The following is an 18,494-nucleotide window of genomic DNA, read 5'->3' on the forward strand; positions in this document are numbered from 1 at the left end:
ATTCAGCATAAAATGAAATTAGTCATTATAGATTATGGAGCCGGAAATATAAAAAGCATACAATTTGCTTTTAAACGATTAGGAATCGATGCTGTTTTATCAAGTGATGCAGAGGAAATAAAAACTGCTGATAAGGTAATTTTTCCTGGTGTTGGTGAAGCAAGTTCTGCAATGCATAAACTCAGAGAATCTGGGTTGGATGAGATTATTCCTCAATTAAAACAACCTGTTTTAGGCATTTGTTTGGGAATGCAATTGATGTGTAATAAAACAGAAGAAGGAAATACAAAGGGTTTAGGGGTTTTTGATGCTGATGTAAAACGATTTTCTAATGCTGTAAAGGTCCCACAAATGGGATGGAATACGATAGCAAATTTAAAATCAGATTTATTTAAAGGTATAAAAGAGAATGCTTATATGTATCTTGTACATAGTTATTATGCAGAGAACACAAAGACTTCAATTGCTACGACTGCTTACGAATTAGAATATACATCAGCAATACAGAATAATAATTTTTATGGAGTGCAATTTCACCCTGAAAAGAGCGGAGAAATAGGAGCACAAGTACTAAATAATTTTTTGAGCCTTTAAATAATAATGTCAGCACGTACTGTAATTTTAATTAATAAGAACCCCGTTTTAAGGGAAATAAGATGAGAATAATACCAGCCATAGATATTATAGACGGAAAATGTGTACGCTTAACAAAAGGCGATTATAGCACAAAGAAAGTTTATAATGAAAATCCTCTTGAAATTGCTAAGCAATTTGAAGCTTCGGGTATAGAATACTTGCATCTAGTAGATTTAGATGGTGCTAAAGCAAAGCATATTGTAAATTATAAAGTATTAGAACAAATTGCTTCAAAAACAAGTTTAAAAATTGATTTTGGAGGTGGTTTAAAATCTAATGAAGATTTATATATAGCGTTTAATTCTGGAGCACGTCAAATTACAGGAGGCAGTATTGCTGTTAATGATAGAGAAACATTTGAAGGCTGGTTATCAAAATACGGTGGACAAAAAATTATTTTAGGAGCAGATAGTAATGATGGAAAAATAGCAATTAATGGTTGGCAAGATAATAGCACAGAAGATGTAATTCCTTTTATAAAAAACTATCAAAGAAAGAATGTGCAATATGTTATTTGTACGGACATAGCTAAAGATGGTATGCTAGAAGGTCCTTCTTTTGAGTTGTATACACAGATTTTAGAACAGGCTAGAGGTGTAAAACTAATTGCTTCAGGAGGCATTTCTACTATAGAAGAATTACCAAAGCTTAAAGCTATGGGTTGCGAAGGAGTTATTATCGGCAAAGCCATATACGAGAACAAAATTGACCTAAAAGAATTAGAACGATTTGTGTAATAAAAAAGATTCCTTCCCGATAACTATAGGGATTGGTTAAAAATAAATATGCTTACAAAAAGAATAATCCCTTGTTTAGATATTAAACACGGAAGAACCGTTAAAGGAGTTAATTTCGTAAACTTAAGAGATGCAGGAGATCCTGTAGAATTGGCAAAACAATATGCAGAGATTGGTGCTGACGAGTTGGTGTTTTTAGATATTTCTGCAACATTAGAAAATAGAAAAACCATGCACGATATGGTTTTACGCGTTGCAGAGCAAGTTAATATTCCATTTACAGTAGGTGGCGGAATTTCATCTGTAGAAGATGTTGATGCTTTATTACATTGTGGAGCAGATAAAATATCCATTAATTCTTCAGCAGTAAAAAGACCTGAATTAATTAATGAATTATCACAAAAATTCGGAAGCCAATGCGTAGTTGTTGCTATTGATGCAAAACAGATTGACGGAAAATGGTTTGTGCATTTGGCAGGAGGAACGATTCCTACAGAATTAAATTTGTTTGAATGGGCAAAAGAAGTTGAAGAACGTGGTGCAGGCGAAATTTTATTTACCTCAATGGATCACGATGGGACAAAAGCAGGATTTGCTAATAAGGCTTTAGCTAAATTATCAGGTTTGGTAAATATTCCTATTATAGCTTCTGGTGGTGCTGGTAATGTTCAGCATTTTGTAGATACATTTACGGAAGGAAAATCTGATGCAGCCTTGGCAGCAAGTGTATTTCATTTTGGCGAAATTCCTATTCCAGATTTAAAGCAAGAGTTAAAACAGAACAATATAGAAGTACGGCTTTAGTCGCTATGCTGAACTGTCACACTGAGCGCAGTCGAAGTGTAGTTTCAGTATCTCAAAAAATAAATAACAGATTCCGTATCAAGTACGGAATGACAAACAAGTTTGTAATGAAAATAGATTTCAATAAAAATAACGACGGATTAATCCCGGCAATTATACAAGATGCGCAAACTAAAACGGTATTAATGCTAGGCTATATGAATGCAGAAGCACTCGAAAAAACGAAGGCAACAAACCTCGTAACTTTTTATAGTAGAAGCAAACAACGCCTATGGACAAAAGGCGAAGAAAGTGGTAACGTACTTAATCTTGTAAGTATTAAAAACGATTGCGATAATGACACCTTGCTAATTACTGTAAATCCAAAAGGACCAACATGTCACAAAGGTACTGATACCTGTTGGGCAGAATCTAATACTGAGGATTATGGTTTTATTTCAAAATTAGAAAACACTATTACATCGCGTATAAATTCTGCTGATGCAGAAAAATCTTATGTCGCTTCACTTTTTAAAAAAGGAATTAATAAAATAGCTCAAAAAGTGGGTGAGGAAGCCGTAGAAGTGGTTATTGAAGCTAAAGACAATAATGATGAGCTTTTTTTAAACGAAAGTGCAGATTTACTGTTTCATTATTTAATGTTATTACAAGCTAAGGGTTATAAATTAAATGATGTTGTAGATGTTTTAAAATCTCGTCGTTAGTTGTAAAAATACCTTTATAGTAATACTAGTATAAATTATTAAATCACTATTTATTTAATAACTTAGTACAGTACTATTAATAACTTAATATTGATGAGTTTAGATGATTACCTTTTTATAGGATTACTTGTAATTACCATTATTCTCTATATTAGTTTCTTTACTAAAGCATTTCAATGGTTTTTTAAAGATAAAGATGAAGTTATATATAAAATGATTTGTAAGCCATTTGAAAAAAGAGGATTTCAGGTGCTAAAATTAGATATAGTAAGTGAGCTAGAATTAAAGAAAATCAACAGAAATTTTTCAAATCAATATAGCAGGAAAGAATTCTACAGCGTAGATCTTTTTAGAAAAATTAAATTAAGAAAAGAAGGAAAAATAGTTTGGTTGATCATAAAGGTTTATGAGTATCCTTGTTGCACAGATATAAAAATTCTAAAGTCAATTAAATCAAAATAATAAGTTTCCTTTTTAGTTCTATTAATATATTTCATAATGTTCCAAAAACGATTTTACTATCTTATAAAAATTCAATACTTAGGCTATCGTTTTCATGGTTGGCAAAAACAACCCGATGTAAAAACGATTCACTTAATGATAGATCGTACGCTAAAGTTTATTCTTAAAGATCAAAAATTTAAAACCTTAGGTGCCGGACGTACAGATGCTATGGTTTCTGCTAATGAAGCTGCATTAGAGTTGTTTTTACACGATACACCTATTGATGATTTTGAGGCTTTTTTAGAATTGTTTAATCATAATTTACCACAAGACATAAGAGCGTTATCTATTATAGAAGTAGATAAAGCATTTAATGTTATCCAAGACTCAAAACTTAAAGAATACCATTATGTATTTTCTCAAGGGCAAAAAAACCATCCGTTTTGTGCTCCTATATTAACTACAATTCTAGAACCTTTAGATGTAGAGTTAATGAAGCAAGGAGCTAAACTATTTGAAGGTTCTCATTATTTTAAAACGTATTGTTATCGTGCTACAGACAATGGTGAATATCATAGAACTATTCAATCTTCAGAGATTATAGCTAATGATTTGTATATCGCTAATTTCTTTCCAGAACATTCTTATATATTTAAGGTCGTTGGCAAAGGTTTTATGCGAAATCAAATTCGGTTAATGTTTGGTGCATTAATAAAGTTAGGTCGAGGAGAAATAACTTTAGATAATATTAGATCTACATTAAAAGACGACAGTACAGAAGTTATGGATTATATAGCGCCAGCTTCTGGGCTGATATTACATTCTGTAAATTTTCAATAAAAAAAGCATCAGTATTTACCGATGCTCTTTTATCACTTTGGTTGGTTGGCGTATTTTATTTAAGCCAGCCTTTTGCAATACCTTTATTAGATAGTAAAATCATTAAAATACAAATTACAGGAATTGCAATTTGCATAGACCATTCAAAAGCACCGGCATCTTTCAGATTACTATTCTGAATTAAATTATAATACATTTGAACTAGGACAGCTATAAATGAACATATAAACAATAATTTTGCAAATCTTTTTCTAAGCAGCAATGCTATACAGCCTAATGCTCCACAAAACACAGCTATAGCAAAAGCGGTAGTATACCAAGCAGGTTGTTGCGAAATTACATCTAACTGTTCGGCAGTATATAAAGCTCTATGGGCTTCTGTATCATAAGCTTGTTGTAGATAGGCATTAACTCCCATGCCATTCCAGATTAATGCTAACACAGAGACAATCCAAAACCAAACAGGAGGTTTACTTGTAGATAAATTTGTCATAATAAAAGTGATTAATTGGTTAATATTATGGTGTAAATTATCACCATGAATTAATCAACAATTTATAAAAAAATAAACAAATGCTTAATATATGCTAAAAATGCTATGCTATAAAATGAAAGAAAATTCGCTAATCAACAACGTGTAACACAGGTTGTTTATCTACAAATTTACCGTTAACAGACTCTCCAAGAATTAAAACTTCTTTAGAACGTTCGTACATTTTTATTGCACGATGCATCTGAAGTTTAGAATGACTGTATAGTTTAATACCTGATCTTGAACCTTTATTTCTGATTTCAATGTAGTATCCATCCTTTAGTTTGGTCGGTTTAGTTGCTGGTCTACCCATAAATATAATGTCTGTTTTAAAAGTTTTGCATTATAGTGAAAATATAGGACATAGACAAGTTTATAGCATCTTATTATTACCGTTATAAAAAGATGATTTTTTAATATAAAATGTGTCTTTTTCTTTTTGTAATTTTAAACCCTTATAAGGTAAGATTTTATGAACATTACAATACCAAAATCAACGTTTACTTTTTTAAAAAAATTAAGCGCAAATAATAATAGAGAATGGTTTACAGAGCATAAACCAGACTTTAAAAGCATAGAGGCAGAGATAAAAAAAGCGTATCATCATATAGATGAATTAATGAATACGCACGACCATATCGATAAAACTAAAATTTTTAGGATTTATAGAGATGTCCGATTTTCAAAAAACAAAACACCATATAAAACACATTTTGGCGGTTCTTTTTTGAGACGAAAACCCGATTTAAGAGGTGGATACTATTTACATATTCAGCCTAACAATGAATCGTTTATTGCAACAGGGTTTTGGGAGCCAAATAAAGAAGATCTATTGCGTATTCGTAAAGAGTTTGAAATGGATGATGATGAAATCCGTGATATTTTAAACGATAAAACCTTTAAATCGGTTTGGGGAGATATGGTAGGTGACGAATTAAAAACAGCGCCTAAAGGCTTTGATAAAGAACATTCTGCCATAGATCTTATCCGTAAAAAACAATTTATCTTCACAAAAAAGTACACAGATAAAGAGGTATTATCCGATAATTTTTTAAACGAAGTTAACGATGCTTTTATAGCAATACGCCCATATTTCGATTATATGAGTAGTGTTTTAACTACTAATCTTAATGGTGAGTCTTTAATTTAAATGGCTTTTAATATTTCGGGTTTAAGAAAAAGTTGAATGCTATTTACTAAGCGTTCTTTTACAATAGTCATCATACGTTTGTTTAATGCTGATGAGTTGGTGATGTACAATGTATATTCTTCTGTAGTAAACTGACCGATAATCATACCCTTAACAGAATTTCTAAATTTCATGTCTTTGTGTATGGCATTTTCAATATAATCTAGCTGTTTTTGTAACGAGAGTTCGTGAAACACATTTTTATGTTTAGTGATGTAATTTTTAAAAACAGCAATAAGCAAATCATGCTGTAGTTTAATGATTGGTCTTAAAGTTTTATTCTGAAAAGCTTCTTCAGGACTCATATTATCGTAGATCTTTGCAGAAGGAATTAAAGGACGAATGCTTAGTAGATGGTTTGATCGGGTATCCATAAATACTTAGAGTTTAGCATTAATATGGAATTAAATTTAGGGATTAACACCTCAGTAATATTGAAACGATAATTATGTTGTTAACGGTTTTATTAACAACGATTATTTTTAGTAGGATTGCTGAATAGTAATTATCTTTATTCAAAATTTAAATTATGAAGTTTGGACGTGTTGACAATCCAGAACTAATAGATTTTACTTTACCTAAAGATCATAAAGATACTAGTAGTGTTTTAAAAAAATCATCTTCAAAATCTACAAATATTTATGTAGGTTGTGCTAAATGGAATAGAGCAGATCTTAAAGGGTTTTATCCTAGAGGCACAAAAGATGAATTAGAATATTATTCGCGTCAATTTAATTCTATAGAGCTTAATGCAACTTTTTATAGAATTTTTCCTCCAGAACAATTTCAAAAATGGTATGATAAGACACCAGACAACTTTCGGTTTTTTCCAAAACTCAATCAAGAAATTAGTCATTGGAAACGTTTAACAGAAGTAAAAGAAGTTGTAGAACATTATTTGTATAGCGCTATACATCTAAAGGAAAAATTAGGATGTTTGTTTCTGCAAATGCACAGTAATTTTGCGCCGAAAGATTTTAATCGTGTTATCGATTTTATGGAATCATGGCCAAAAGAAATGCCTTTAGCAGTTGAGTTTAGGCATACTGATTGGTATAATGATGCTTCTATAGCAGAAGAATTATTTAAATTGTTAGAAGAAAATAACATTTCTAATATTATTGTAGATTCTGCAGGTCGACGCGATATTATGCATATGCGATTAACCAATTCTAGAGCGTTTATAAGATATGTTGGAGCTAACCATGCTTCAGATTATTCGCGGTTAGACGATTGGGTAGATCGCTTAAAACAATGGCAAGATGCCGGAATTGAAGAGATAGATTTTTTTGTACATCAAAATATAGAAAAAGAATCCCCTTTATTATCAACGTATTTAATACAACAATTAAATGAAAATCTAGGTATGTCACTAAAAATACCAAATGATGATGGGCAACAAACAACTTTACTTTAAGTATTTAAATAAAAAATAATAATTAACCTAACATATCACACTGAGCTTGCCGAAGTGCCTAACATGTCACACTGAGCTTGCCGAAGTGCCTAACACCTAAACATATGAGATTCCACACACGCAAATGGGTAAAACCCGAAGATTTAAATCCTAATGGCACTTTATTTGGAGGTCAATTATTGGCTTGGATTGATGAAGAAGCAGCATTATATACAATAATACAATTAGAAAATTCTAAAATTGTAACCAAGTACATTTCAGAAATTAATTTTATGGCATCTGCCAAACAAGGAGATATTGTTGAAATAGGCATGGAGGTCATTAAGTTTGGAAAGTCTTCATTGACAATGAAGTGTGAAGCCCGTAACAAAATGACCAGAGAAACCATTTTAACGGTAGATAATATTATTATGGTAAACTTAGGGCCAGATGGAAAACCAGCACCGCACGGAAAGACAGAAGTAGAGTTTGTGAAAGATCGTCTTGATAACAAATAATTTATAATTATAACGATACATTTCACCTGTTAAAATAGAGTTAATTGAATAAGGATAGCGTTTTAGAATTTGAATAAACAGTATTTTTATAACATCATATAACTAATTATCAATAAATTAAAAACAAATAAAATGAAAAAATTAATATTAAGTGTGTCTTTATGTGCACTAGCATTAATTACGCTTGTTGCTGTAAGTAAAAACAATACCGAAAATACATCGCCACTTACTGCGGATTTTATTGAAGGAGATACAGGTATCGCTTCAATCAATGCTTTAAGTTTTGGACCAGAAGGCATTCTTTTTGTAGGTGACTCTAAAAATGCAGCAATCTATGCTATTGATACAAAAGATAATACTTCAAAACAAAACTCTGAACGTGTAGTTTTAAGAGAAGTTGACAATAAGATTGCAGCTTCATTAGGTACAACTACAGACAAAATTAGAGTTACTGACATGGCTGTAAACCCAGTATCTAAAGCTGTTTATTTTTCAGTTAACACAGCTGATGGAACTCCTGTTATTTTAAAGTTGAACGGAGAGAACTTTGAGAATGTAAACCTAAAAGATGCTAGCTATTCTAAAATAGATTTAACAAATCCAATTTCTGCTGATAAGAAAGATAGAAGAGGACGTTCGCAACGTGCTTCAGCGATCTCTGATTTAAAATACCACAATGGTAAAGTGATGGTAACTGGTTTGTCTAATGAAGAATTTAGTTCTACATTTAGAAGTATGCCTTTTCCTTTTACTAATGCGCAAGATCATGCATCTTTAAAAATATATCATGCTGCACACGCACGTTTTGAAACTTATGCGCCAATTAGAACGTTTAGTGTTATAAATATAGAAAATAAAGATTATTTAATGGCGAGTTATACATGCACGCCTTTAGTATTATTTCCGATGGATGAACTAAAAGGTGGTACACATGTAACAGGTAGAACTGTAGCTGAATTAGGCGCAGGAAATGCTCCAATAGATATGATTACTTTTGAAAGAGATGGGAAACCTCATTTTTTAATGTCTAATTCTAATCGTCCAGTAATGAGCATTGATTATAATGACATCATCAATTTTAAATCTCAGTTAACAGAGCCAGTTAAAGGTTATAATACTGAAGGAGTACAATACACAAATTTACCAATGGTAAACGTATTACAACTAGATAATTTAGATGCTAACAATATTGTGTATTTACAACGTACTTCAGGAGGAGAACTTATTTTAGTTAGCCGACCTACAAATAGAGTATAATGGTACATCATACATTTACAAAAACGACTAAGGTTTTCTTGGTCGTTTTTTGTTTTTTATTAAGTTGTAAAACTGAGAATAAAGAAGATATAGAAGTCATTTATCAGTCTGGCAAGGCTGTTTCTATTACATATTCATCTCAACTAGCAACACAAAAAGCAAAAGTGTTCTTAAGTACTAATTTAAATACTCCTCTTCTCGGTTCATATAATTTTAAGGGAGATGATTATACATTTGAACCCGTCGTCCCGTTTTCAGCTGGTATTACATATATATTGAAAGAAAATGGAGAGCAAAAATCCAGTTTTACAATATATAAAAATGATGATGTAGAAGCTCCAACACTTATCGCTATTTATCCATCTACCAATACTCTGCCTGAAAATTTATTGAAGATGTATTTCCAATTTTCAAAACCTATGCAAGAAGTTGGTTCTGCTTTAGATTTTATAAAAGTTACCAATAATAATACGGGAAAAGAAGTAGATGTGTTTTTAGAACTTAATACAGAACTTTGGAATAAAGAACATACACGATTAACCTTATGGTTAGATCCAGGACGAATTAAAACAGACTTGATTCCTAATAAAGAAAAAGGGTTGCCTATTTTAAAAGGGAATGAATACACTTTGACTATTGATTCTAACTGGGGAGATGCTCAAGGTAATACTTTAGGAAAACCGTATCAAAAAACATTTAATGTCGTAGAGCGTGATGTTAAAATGCTACATATAGAAGATTGGGAGTTATTAGTAAATCTAGATGTATTAACTGTTCATTTTAAAGAACCTTTAGATGGTGTTCTAGCTAGCAAATCATTTCATATTGAAAATTCTAATAAAGATATTGTTAGTGGTGATTTTAGATTAATTAACCAAGAGCAAACGCTTAAATTTCAACCAGAGCATCCATTTGCCTTGGGAGAATATACACTAGTGGTGCAATCTAAATTAGAAGATTTAGCAGGTAATAATCTCAATCATCCATTTGATAAAGATTTAACACAAACAAATTCTGAGAAAGAAACAGAATTTAAAGCTATAAAATTTACTGTTGATTAAAATCTGAAATAGCAGAGAGTTCATAAACCTCTAAATCAAAATAGGAAACAGAGGCTAATACATGATCAAAGATATCACCGATAATAAACTCATAGTTTTCCCAACGTTGATCGTTGCTAAAGGCATAGATTTCCATAGGTATACCTTGTGGAGTAGGCGCTAATTGACGAACCATCATGGTCATGTCTTTTTTTATCTCCGAATGATTTTTAATATATGTTTCTAGATACTTTCTAAAGACTCCAAAATTGGTCAAATTTCGGCCATTAATTAATAAAGATTTATCAATACTATGCGATTGATTATGTGTATTAATTTCAACTTCTTTATCTAATATATAGTTAGAAATCAATTCAATCTTTTTAAATTTTCGAATATCTTCTGAAGATAAAAAATGAATAGTCGATGCTTTAATAATTACTGAGCGTTTAATACGTCGGCCTCCAGAAGCTTGCATACCACGCCAATTTTTAAAAGAGTCAGAAATTAAAGCGTATGTTGGTATTGTTGTTATGGTTTTATCCCAATTCTGTACTTTAACCGTTGAAAGGTTAATCTCTATGACATCACCATCGGCACCATATTTTTCAAAAGTTACCCAATCTCCAATACGCACCATATCATTTATTGACACTTGTATGCTGGCAACAAACCCTAAAATAGTATCTCTAAACACTAATATTATAATAGCCGAAACCGCGCCTAAAGTGGTAACAAACTTTATAAATCCAGTGCCGGTGATTATTGCAAATGCAGAAAAAATACCTATAACCCATGCAAAAATCATAAAAACTTGTATATAACTATCTATAGGTTTATCCTTAAAGTTAGGAAGCGTTTTTAGGTAATCTTTAATAGAATTTAATAAACTACGCACAATCCATAGAATTAGTACAATGCCAAAGACTTTCATCGCTGTTTCTACAGGGTTTTCTATAGCATCATAATCTTTAAAAATGATTGGGATTAATTCTATAAAGAGTACTACAGGGATAATATGTGCTATATTTCTCGGTAGCTTATTTTGTACAAGAATATCATCAAAACTAGATTTAGTACGTTTAGCAATACCAGAAAAAATACGTCTTAAAACCCGGCGTATTATATAATCGATAATAAATACAATGATAATAGAGCCAATAAGCCAAATCAGCATATTTAATAGCTGAGCGTTTTGTGTGCTTACTCCAGATGCTATAAGTTTATCGTAAACAAAAGACTTTATATTCTCCATTTTATTTTAAATATTTCCGATCCACGTAAAAGGTTCCAAAAGGGATTATTGAAGCTAACAATATAAACATAAACGTTTTGTTAGGCCAGTTTCTTTCTGGTTTTAAAAAGAACGCAAGTACAATATAGGCCATAAACAATATGCCATGTGGCATGCCTAGTAATTTCACGTATTGCGGATCGTCCATTAAATACTTAACAGGTGTAGCAATACCTAATAATAATATATACGATAAGCCTTCTAAAAAAGCTACAATTCTAAAGATGTTGAAAAGCGAAAACATAACTCATAATTTATTACAAAAATAAGTTAGAAAAGTGGATAGACCACATGATTTTAACAGCTTTTAAGAAATTTTGAAAAACTAAAAATCTATTATTTACCTTTAACGAAAATTAACCGAAATTATTAACTACTATCTCATTTAAAATGCGAAAAATTATTTCACTAATGATCTGTTTTGTTATTGCTATTAGCCTTAATGATATAGATGCACAATCTAAAAGAAAACGAAAAAAAGAAGCTGCTACTGCAGTTAAACCAACACCTCCACCAAAGAAAAAACAAGGTAAAATTAAAGATTACAACAAAGTAATTACTAAAGATGCAAAGACTGACAACGGATTGTTTGATGTCCATACGGTTGGTGATAAATTCTACTTTGAAATCCCTAACGAATATCTAAATACAGATATGCTTTTAGTAAGTCGTTTTGCAAAATTACCTGCTAATTTTGGCGGTGGCTTTGTTAATGCAGGTACAAAAACCAATACCCGTTTAGTGCGTTGGGAGCGTTTTAAAGACAAAATCTTAATCAAAGAAAAATCGTATAGTGCTATTGCTGATGAAGAACTACCTATCAATATTTCTGTAGAATCTAATAATTACGAGCCTACATTATATGCGTTCGATATTCAAGCAATCTCTAAAGATTCTACCAAAGTAGTGATTGATGTTACTAACTTTTATGGCTCTGACGTAAAAGCATTAAGTGGGTTGTCTTCTAGAGCAAGAACTCAATATAGAGTTCGTAATTTAGATAAATCAAGAAGTTTTATCAACTCAATGAAAAGCTTTCCTGAGAATATAGAAGTCATCCAAGACTTTACATATAATGCTTCTCAGCCACCAGGAAATAATGGAGATGAGACGATTAGTGTGCAAATGAATCAGTCTATGATTTTATTACCTAAAGACAAAATGCAACCGCGTTTGTTTGATGAGCGTGTCGGTTGGTTTACATTAAGTAAATTCGATTATGGAAGTGAAGAGTTAAAAGCAGACCGTAAAACATATCTTCGTCGTTGGAGACTTGTTCCTAAAGACATTGAAGCTTATAAAAGAGGTGAGTTGGTAGAGCCAATAAAGCCAATAGTCTATTATTTAGATCCTGCTACTCCAGAAAAATTTAGATCTTATATGAAAGAAGGAGTAGAGTTATGGCAAAAAGCATTTGAGGCTGCGGGCTTTAAAAATGCAATTATCGCTAAAGACCCGCCAAGTAAAGAAGAAGATCCAGATTTTAGTCCTGAAGATATTAGATATTCAGTAATACGCTATGTGGCGAGTACTACACGTAATGCAACAGGACCAAGTGTTTCTGATCCGCGTACTGGTGAAATTATAGAGAGTGATATTATCTGGTATCATAACCATTTGCGTTCATACCGTAACCGCTATCTTTTAGAAACAGGTGCAGCAAATCCTTCAGCGCGTACATTAAATACACCTGAAGCAGAAATTGGAGAAATGATGAAAATGGTAATTGCTCACGAAGTTGGTCATACTTTAGGTTTGCCTCATAATATGGCTGCGAGTTATGCTTACGATGTAGAGAGTTATAGAAATGGCCCATTCACACAAAAAAATGGCATTGCAGCTACAATAATGGATTATGCGCGTTATAATTATATAGCGCAACCAGGAGATATAGGTGTACGTTTTGTGAGACAATTAGGACCTTATGATGATTATGCTATTAATTTTGGATACCGTTATTTACCTAATGCAAATTCACCAGAAGCAGAACGTTCTACATTAAATAAATGGGTAACTGAAAAGGCAGGAGATCCTATTTATAAATTTGGAAGTCAAGGCAGTAATTTTGATCCAACAACACAAACTGAAGATATTGGTAACAATAGTGTAAAAGCAAGTACTTATGGGCTTAAAAACTTAAAAATAGTTGCTGCTAATTTACCTGCATGGACGAGTGATCAAACAAATAACTACGATGACTTAGGAGAGTTGTATGGAGAATTGTTAGGAGTATGGAACCGTTATATTACACATGTAACACGCCATGTAGGAGGTGTTTATGACGATACTAAAAACCCTTCGCAATCGGGCTCGGTATATAGTATGGTGTCTAAAGAAGATCAGAAAACAGCATTGCAATGGTTACAAAAAAATGCTTTTGCAACACCAACATGGTTACTAGATAAAAACATTTTAACGAATATAGATTATGCGGGTTACACAGAGCGTTTAAGAGGTTTGCAAGCACGTCAGTTAAATATCCTTTTAGATTTTGAGCGTATTGGACGTTTAATCGATTACAGTGCTTTAGATTCTAGTAATTACAAGGCTTTAGATATGCTAAGAGATTTAAGAAAAGGCATTTGGTCCGAAATGAATTCTGGATCTAATGTAGATGTGTATCGCAGAAACTTACAGCGTGCACATATAGATCGCTTAGGATTTTTAATGACAGGAGAGATGAATAGACAATTCTCAAGAAAGTTTTATAATGTAAATCAATCTGACGTAAGATCAATTGTACGTGGAGAATTAAATGTAATGAAACAAGCATTACGAAGTGCCGCTAATGGAGCAGTAAATACAGAAACAAAATACCATTATAGAGATTGTATTGAACGTATCAATGCCATTTTAGACCCTAAATAATTAAAAAAATCGTCGTGTTATTTTGACGCTGCTAAATCTAATTTGCAGATAAAAAATAGCACGATTTTTTTTGCAATAAAGCGAGACTATTAAAATTTAGGAGATTAAAAAATCATTAAGAGTTAAAGAAAAATCAATAAACATAGGACTTCTCTTAACTAAAAACCTATCTTTACAGCAATATAATTTTTATAATCATACATGGCAAAATCGCAACAAACCTTTAATAAAAGCGAAAAAGAAAAAAAACGTTTAAAGAAAAGAGAAGATAAGCGCAAAAAAATGGAAGCGCGTAAATTAGAAAAAGAAGCTAACGGAGGCACAGGTGGTATACCTATAGCATATGTAGATTTTAATGGTAATTTAACAGATACACCGCCAGATCCAACTCAAAAAATAGAAGTTGAAGCAGAGAATATAGAAGTCAGTATCCCAAAAACACTTCCAGGTGAAAAAGTAGAATTTGATCCTATTCGAAAAGGAAAAGTATCATTCTTTGATTCTTCTAAAGGTTTCGGATTTATCATTGATGCTGAGAATAATGAAAAATACTTTACACATGTTAGTGGTATTCTTGATGAGATTACAGAAAATGACAATGTACAGTTTGAGCTAGAAAAAGGACAACGAGGAATGAATGCTGTTAAAGTAAAACAAGCATAATATTATACGTTCTACAATTATATAACCATCTTAATGTACATTAAGATGGTTTTTTTATATTTTTAAGTTATGAGTTTAAATAAAGATGTACATCCACATTTTCTGAATGTGCTTAAGTACAAAGATCAAGAGCTTATAGATTTGTATATAGAGTTAAGAACATTTGTTTTAAGTCATTATCCTATGTCAACAGAATTGTTGTACCATACACATGCTTTGACATCAGTTTATTCTTTATCTGAAAAGTTAGGTGATAGTTTCTGCATGATTCCGATTTATACAAGCCATTTAAATTTAGGTTTTAATAAAGGAGCTCTATTATCTGATCCAAAACAATTACTAAAAGGCACAGGGAAATTAATTCGTCATATTCCCATAACTAGTGTTGAAGATTTTAAAAATAATTCAGTTAAAGCTTTGATTAAAGAAGCTATAGAATTAGCTCAAAGTGAATCAAAATCATCTCAAAATCAATCATTTAAGGTTGTTTCAAAAATTAAAAAGTAATAATGAACCCCAGAATTATACAACTTCCGGAGAAGAAACTAATTGGCATGAAAAGCAAGATGCATCATGGTCAATTCGGCAATATAGTTGCGTTGTGGAAACGTTTTATGCCAAATCGAATAACCATTAAAAATACTGTAAACAATGAATTTATTGCATTGCAAGAATATTCTGATTTTAAGAATTTTGATGCGTCTTTTAATATTTGGGCCAGTGTTGAAGTTTCTGATATAGAGCTGATACCCGAAGGAATGCATGCCTTTGCGATACCTGAAGGTACATATGCTGTTTTTCTCCAAAAAGGTATGGATGCTGGTGCAACTTACCAAGGTATAATGACCGAATGGCTACCATCATCAGGCTATGCAATTGACGATAGACCACACTTCCAAGTGATGGGAGACAAGTATAAAAATGGAAGTGAAGATTCTGAGGAGGATTTTTATGTACCGATAAAGTCTCTTAATTTCTAAACTTTATTTTAATAACCTATTAACATTAGCCTTATACAATTTCCCAATAGGCACAATATGATCTCCCATATAGATTCGATTCCCTTCAATACGATGTATATGTTTTTTTGCAACTGCAAATGATTTATGGACTTGAAGAAAATCAGTATCAGATAAAAGAGCTATCGTATCAGATATTTTTTCACGAATACTTATGGTATTGTCATTAGTAATAATCTTGGTGTAATTGCCAGAAGCTTCAATAAATAAGATAGAATCTATATCTACCTGAATATGACTATTATTTTGCTTTAAAAAAACATGTCTTCCTTCAGGATTTAGTTTGATCTTACTTTCATCTTTATTTGAAGTATTAGAAGAGTTTGTGACTTTATTTACAGCACTTAAAAAGCGTTCAAAACTAAACGGCTTTAATAAATAATCAACAATATTTAATTCGTAGCCTTCTATGGCGAATTCACTATACGCCGTCGTCACAATAACTTTAGGAGGAGATGACAAGGTTTTTAAAAATTCAAATCCTTTTAACTTGGGCATGTTTAAATCTAAAAAAATGAGATCTACTGTGTGTTTACTCAAATAGTCAATAGCTTCAATGGCATCATAGCAATCTGCTTTGAATTCTAAATTTGGAAGCATATCACAATAGCCTTTTATAATATCGTGAGCAATATGTTCGTCGTCTATAATAAGATATTTAATCATAAGCCATTAATATTCAATTTAGCGCTATAGATATTATCTGTTTTTGATTTCGTGAGCATATGATTTTTGGGATATACCAACTCTAATCTACGTTTTAAGTTTTTTAAACCAATTCCTGATTCTTCTTTATCTTCTGTAACATCAAAATTATTTTCTATCTCAAATATCACTTCATTATTATGTGCCACTAAATTTATATGAACATAAGCATTTTCTCTTAAATTTTCAACACCATGCTTAAATGCATTTTCTAATAGAATAATAAAAAGTAGTGGCATTATTTCATAATCGTTGTCGTTTGTCTCAATATTGAATTGTACATCAATAACTTTATGATACCGCATTTTATGAAGTTCTATATAATTCTCTAAATACGTAATTTCTTCAGACAATAAAACGGTATCTTTTTCCCCATCATATATGCTATAGCGCATCATGTCAGAAAGTTTCAAGATAAGCTCTTGAGCCTTTTTAGAATCTTTATCGACTAAACCGTATAAGTTGTTAAGCATATTAAAAAAGAAATGTGGATTAACTTGACTTTTTAAATGCATCAATTCTGTTTTTGATTTTTCATTCTTTAATCTAATAATGAATTTGATTTGCTTAAAAAGCCAACGTGCAATAGTGATAAATATGATTATAAAATATAATGCTATAAATTCTACAAACCCATCTAATTTACCAAAAGTGTCATTAAAAATGACAACAATTAGACCAATAAGAACAAGTGCAATTTTATAAAGTCGCTTAATCATTTTCTTTTTTCTATCTGGAATTTTGAAATTCATAAATCAATATTAGTTAAATAAAACACGGCTTACAAATTAGTTGATAAACAGTATGTAGTTGATGATAAACGATCACAAATGTGTTACATGAAGCCTTTGTAGTCCTAGATAATCTGTTTACCCCTAATTTATCTATTTGTATCACTATCAGTTTTTAAAGGCCAAAAACGGCTATATGTTTGTCCTCATCAATCAAAAAACGAACATTATGAAACTCATCATTGATAATCTTTCTAAAACATATGCTAACGGAATTGAAGCCTTGCAAAATGTTTCTTTAGAAATACCAAAAGGCATGTTTGGCTTATTAGGTCCAAATGGAGCTGGTAAATCCACTTTAATGAGAACTATTGCAACATTACAAGAAGCTGACAGCGGTACTGTTGCTTTAGGAGATATTAATGTTTTAAAACAGAAAAATGAGTTACGACAGGTATTGGGATACTTACCACAACAATTTGGTTTGTATCCTAAAATATCTGCCGAAGTATTACTCAATCATTTTGCAGTACTAAAAGGAATTACCAATAAAAGCGAACGTAAAAACTTAGTAAAAGCACTTTTGCATAAAACCAATTTGTATGATGTTCGAAAACAAAACCTTAAAGGATATTCAGGTGGAATGAAACAACGTTTTGGCATAGCACAAGCCTTACTGAATAACCCGAAGTTACTTATTGTAGATGAGCCTACTGCAGGATTAGATCCTGTTGAACGTAATCGATTCTACAATGTATTAAGTGAATTAGGAGAACATACCGTTGTTATTTTATCTACGCATATAGTTGATGATGTTAAAGAGCTTTGTACGAACATGGCGATTATTAATCAAGGGCAGGTTTGCTTAAAGGGAAATCCTCTACAAATCTTAGAGGAACTAAAAGGGAAGGTCTATAAGAAAACAATAGAAAAGTCTGAATTAAGTTTCTATAAACAAAATTACAAGGTCATTAGTGAAAAGTTATTTCTTGGAAAACCAACCATTCACATCTTAAGTGATGTGAATCCAAGAGATGGCTTTACGCTTATCAATGCCGAATTAGAGGATGTGTATTTTTCTGAAATATTTAATCATTCGAACTCTAAATCTATATAA

General features: G+C 31.5%; 23 protein-coding genes. 16 read left to right on the forward strand and 7 right to left on the reverse strand.

Going from position 1 to position 18,494, the window contains the following annotated elements:
• Positions 1-12 precede the first annotated feature (12 nt).
• From hisH to K8Z87_RS08500, 6 genes are all read left to right on the forward strand, one after another.
• Positions 13-594, forward strand: a complete 582-nt coding sequence (gene hisH / locus K8Z87_RS08475; RefSeq protein WP_227477070.1) for an imidazole glycerol phosphate synthase subunit HisH — start codon at positions 13-15, stop codon at positions 592-594.
• Positions 595-656: 62 nt separating this feature from the next.
• A complete protein-coding gene (gene hisA / locus K8Z87_RS08480) occupies positions 657-1,373 on the forward strand; it encodes a 1-(5-phosphoribosyl)-5-[(5-phosphoribosylamino)methylideneamino]imidazole-4-carboxamide isomerase (RefSeq protein ID WP_227477071.1) in 717 nt (238 codons plus the stop codon).
• Positions 1,374-1,421: 48 nt separating this feature from the next.
• Positions 1,422-2,177, forward strand: coding sequence for an imidazole glycerol phosphate synthase subunit HisF (gene hisF, locus K8Z87_RS08485; RefSeq protein WP_227477072.1), 756 nt, complete (start codon positions 1,422-1,424; stop codon positions 2,175-2,177).
• Positions 2,178-2,266: 89 nt separating this feature from the next.
• On the forward strand, positions 2,267-2,881 hold the full coding sequence (gene hisIE, locus K8Z87_RS08490) for a bifunctional phosphoribosyl-AMP cyclohydrolase/phosphoribosyl-ATP diphosphatase HisIE (protein WP_262905862.1): 615 nt from the start codon (positions 2,267-2,269) through the stop codon (positions 2,879-2,881).
• Positions 2,882-2,974: 93 nt separating this feature from the next.
• Complete coding sequence (locus K8Z87_RS08495) at positions 2,975-3,343, forward strand: hypothetical protein (RefSeq protein ID WP_227477074.1); 369 nt, start codon at positions 2,975-2,977, stop codon at positions 3,341-3,343.
• 36 nt (positions 3,344-3,379) lie between these two features.
• Positions 3,380-4,165, forward strand: coding sequence for a tRNA pseudouridine synthase A (locus tag K8Z87_RS08500; RefSeq protein ID WP_227477075.1), 786 nt, complete (start codon positions 3,380-3,382; stop codon positions 4,163-4,165).
• A 55-nt stretch (positions 4,166-4,220) separates the two neighbouring features.
• On the opposite strand, the gene K8Z87_RS08505 is transcribed toward K8Z87_RS08500, so the two are convergent.
• Complete coding sequence (locus K8Z87_RS08505; RefSeq protein ID WP_227477076.1) at positions 4,221-4,658, reverse strand: DUF4293 family protein; 438 nt, start codon at positions 4,656-4,658, stop codon at positions 4,221-4,223.
• A gap of 130 nt (positions 4,659-4,788) precedes the next feature.
• Entirely contained in the window at positions 4,789-5,010 is a 222-nt protein-coding gene (locus K8Z87_RS08510) for a hypothetical protein (protein WP_227477077.1), read from the reverse strand.
• A 159-nt stretch (positions 5,011-5,169) separates the two neighbouring features.
• Here K8Z87_RS08510 and K8Z87_RS08515 point away from each other — a divergent pair, with 159 nt between their 5' ends.
• A complete protein-coding gene (locus K8Z87_RS08515) occupies positions 5,170-5,847 on the forward strand; it encodes a DUF2461 domain-containing protein (protein WP_227477078.1) in 678 nt (225 codons plus the stop codon).
• Here the strand turns inward: K8Z87_RS08515 and K8Z87_RS08520 are convergent.
• Positions 5,844-6,260, reverse strand: coding sequence for a glyoxalase (locus K8Z87_RS08520; RefSeq protein ID WP_227477079.1), 417 nt, complete (start codon positions 6,258-6,260; stop codon positions 5,844-5,846). The genes K8Z87_RS08515 and K8Z87_RS08520 overlap by 4 nt on opposite strands.
• A gap of 155 nt (positions 6,261-6,415) precedes the next feature.
• On the opposite strand from K8Z87_RS08520, the gene K8Z87_RS08525 reads away from it, so the two are divergent.
• The 4 genes from K8Z87_RS08525 (at position 6,416) to K8Z87_RS08540 (ending at position 10,118) form a co-directional block, all read left to right on the forward strand.
• Positions 6,416-7,303, forward strand: coding sequence for a DUF72 domain-containing protein (locus tag K8Z87_RS08525; protein WP_227477080.1), 888 nt, complete (start codon positions 6,416-6,418; stop codon positions 7,301-7,303).
• A 104-nt stretch (positions 7,304-7,407) separates the two neighbouring features.
• Complete coding sequence (locus K8Z87_RS08530; RefSeq protein WP_227477081.1) at positions 7,408-7,800, forward strand: acyl-CoA thioesterase; 393 nt, start codon at positions 7,408-7,410, stop codon at positions 7,798-7,800.
• Positions 7,801-7,932: 132 nt separating this feature from the next.
• Complete coding sequence (locus K8Z87_RS08535; RefSeq protein ID WP_227477082.1) at positions 7,933-9,057, forward strand: hypothetical protein; 1,125 nt, start codon at positions 7,933-7,935, stop codon at positions 9,055-9,057.
• A complete protein-coding gene (locus K8Z87_RS08540; protein ID WP_227477083.1) occupies positions 9,057-10,118 on the forward strand; it encodes a hypothetical protein in 1,062 nt (353 codons plus the stop codon). The genes K8Z87_RS08535 and K8Z87_RS08540 overlap by 1 nt, the downstream gene beginning before the upstream one ends.
• Here K8Z87_RS08540 and K8Z87_RS08545 read toward each other — a convergent pair.
• Positions 10,105-11,352: a mechanosensitive ion channel family protein gene (locus tag K8Z87_RS08545; protein WP_227477084.1), complete on the reverse strand. Its 1,248-nt coding sequence runs from the start codon at positions 11,350-11,352 to the stop codon at positions 10,105-10,107. The two genes, K8Z87_RS08540 and K8Z87_RS08545, sit on opposite strands and share 14 nt — an antisense overlap.
• 1 nt (position 11,353) lies before the next feature.
• Complete coding sequence (locus K8Z87_RS08550) at positions 11,354-11,635, reverse strand: DUF3817 domain-containing protein (protein WP_227477085.1); 282 nt, start codon at positions 11,633-11,635, stop codon at positions 11,354-11,356.
• A 146-nt stretch (positions 11,636-11,781) separates the two neighbouring features.
• On the opposite strand from K8Z87_RS08550, the gene K8Z87_RS08555 reads away from it, so the two are divergent.
• The 4 genes from K8Z87_RS08555 to K8Z87_RS08570 all read left to right on the forward strand — a co-directional run bounded on the left by K8Z87_RS08555 (position 11,782) and on the right by K8Z87_RS08570 (position 15,902).
• Positions 11,782-14,259 (forward strand): zinc-dependent metalloprotease, encoded by a 2,478-nt coding sequence (locus K8Z87_RS08555; RefSeq protein WP_227477086.1) that lies wholly within the window; start codon positions 11,782-11,784, stop codon positions 14,257-14,259.
• A gap of 201 nt (positions 14,260-14,460) precedes the next feature.
• Entirely contained in the window at positions 14,461-14,922 is a 462-nt protein-coding gene (locus K8Z87_RS08560) for a cold-shock protein (RefSeq protein WP_227477087.1), read from the forward strand.
• Positions 14,923-14,991: 69 nt separating this feature from the next.
• Positions 14,992-15,429, forward strand: coding sequence for a DUF1801 domain-containing protein (locus K8Z87_RS08565; protein WP_227477088.1), 438 nt, complete (start codon positions 14,992-14,994; stop codon positions 15,427-15,429).
• Positions 15,430-15,431: 2 nt separating this feature from the next.
• Positions 15,432-15,902, forward strand: coding sequence for a GyrI-like domain-containing protein (locus tag K8Z87_RS08570; protein ID WP_227477089.1), 471 nt, complete (start codon positions 15,432-15,434; stop codon positions 15,900-15,902).
• Positions 15,903-15,905: 3 nt separating this feature from the next.
• Here the strand turns inward: K8Z87_RS08570 and K8Z87_RS08575 are convergent, their stop codons facing one another.
• Both K8Z87_RS08575 and K8Z87_RS08580 read right to left on the reverse strand, forming a co-directional pair.
• A complete protein-coding gene (locus tag K8Z87_RS08575; RefSeq protein ID WP_227477090.1) occupies positions 15,906-16,607 on the reverse strand; it encodes a LytR/AlgR family response regulator transcription factor in 702 nt (233 codons plus the stop codon).
• Positions 16,604-17,398, reverse strand: coding sequence for a sensor histidine kinase (locus K8Z87_RS08580; protein WP_227477091.1), 795 nt, complete (start codon positions 17,396-17,398; stop codon positions 16,604-16,606). The genes K8Z87_RS08575 and K8Z87_RS08580 overlap by 4 nt, the downstream gene beginning before the upstream one ends.
• A gap of 208 nt (positions 17,399-17,606) precedes the next feature.
• Here K8Z87_RS08580 and K8Z87_RS08585 point away from each other — a divergent pair, with 208 nt between their 5' ends.
• On the forward strand, positions 17,607-18,494 hold the full coding sequence (locus tag K8Z87_RS08585; RefSeq protein ID WP_227477092.1) for an ABC transporter ATP-binding protein: 888 nt from the start codon (positions 17,607-17,609) through the stop codon (positions 18,492-18,494).

The organism is Winogradskyella immobilis (genome assembly GCF_021887715.1).
Classification (GTDB): Bacteria; Bacteroidota; Bacteroidia; order Flavobacteriales; family Flavobacteriaceae; genus Winogradskyella; species Winogradskyella immobilis.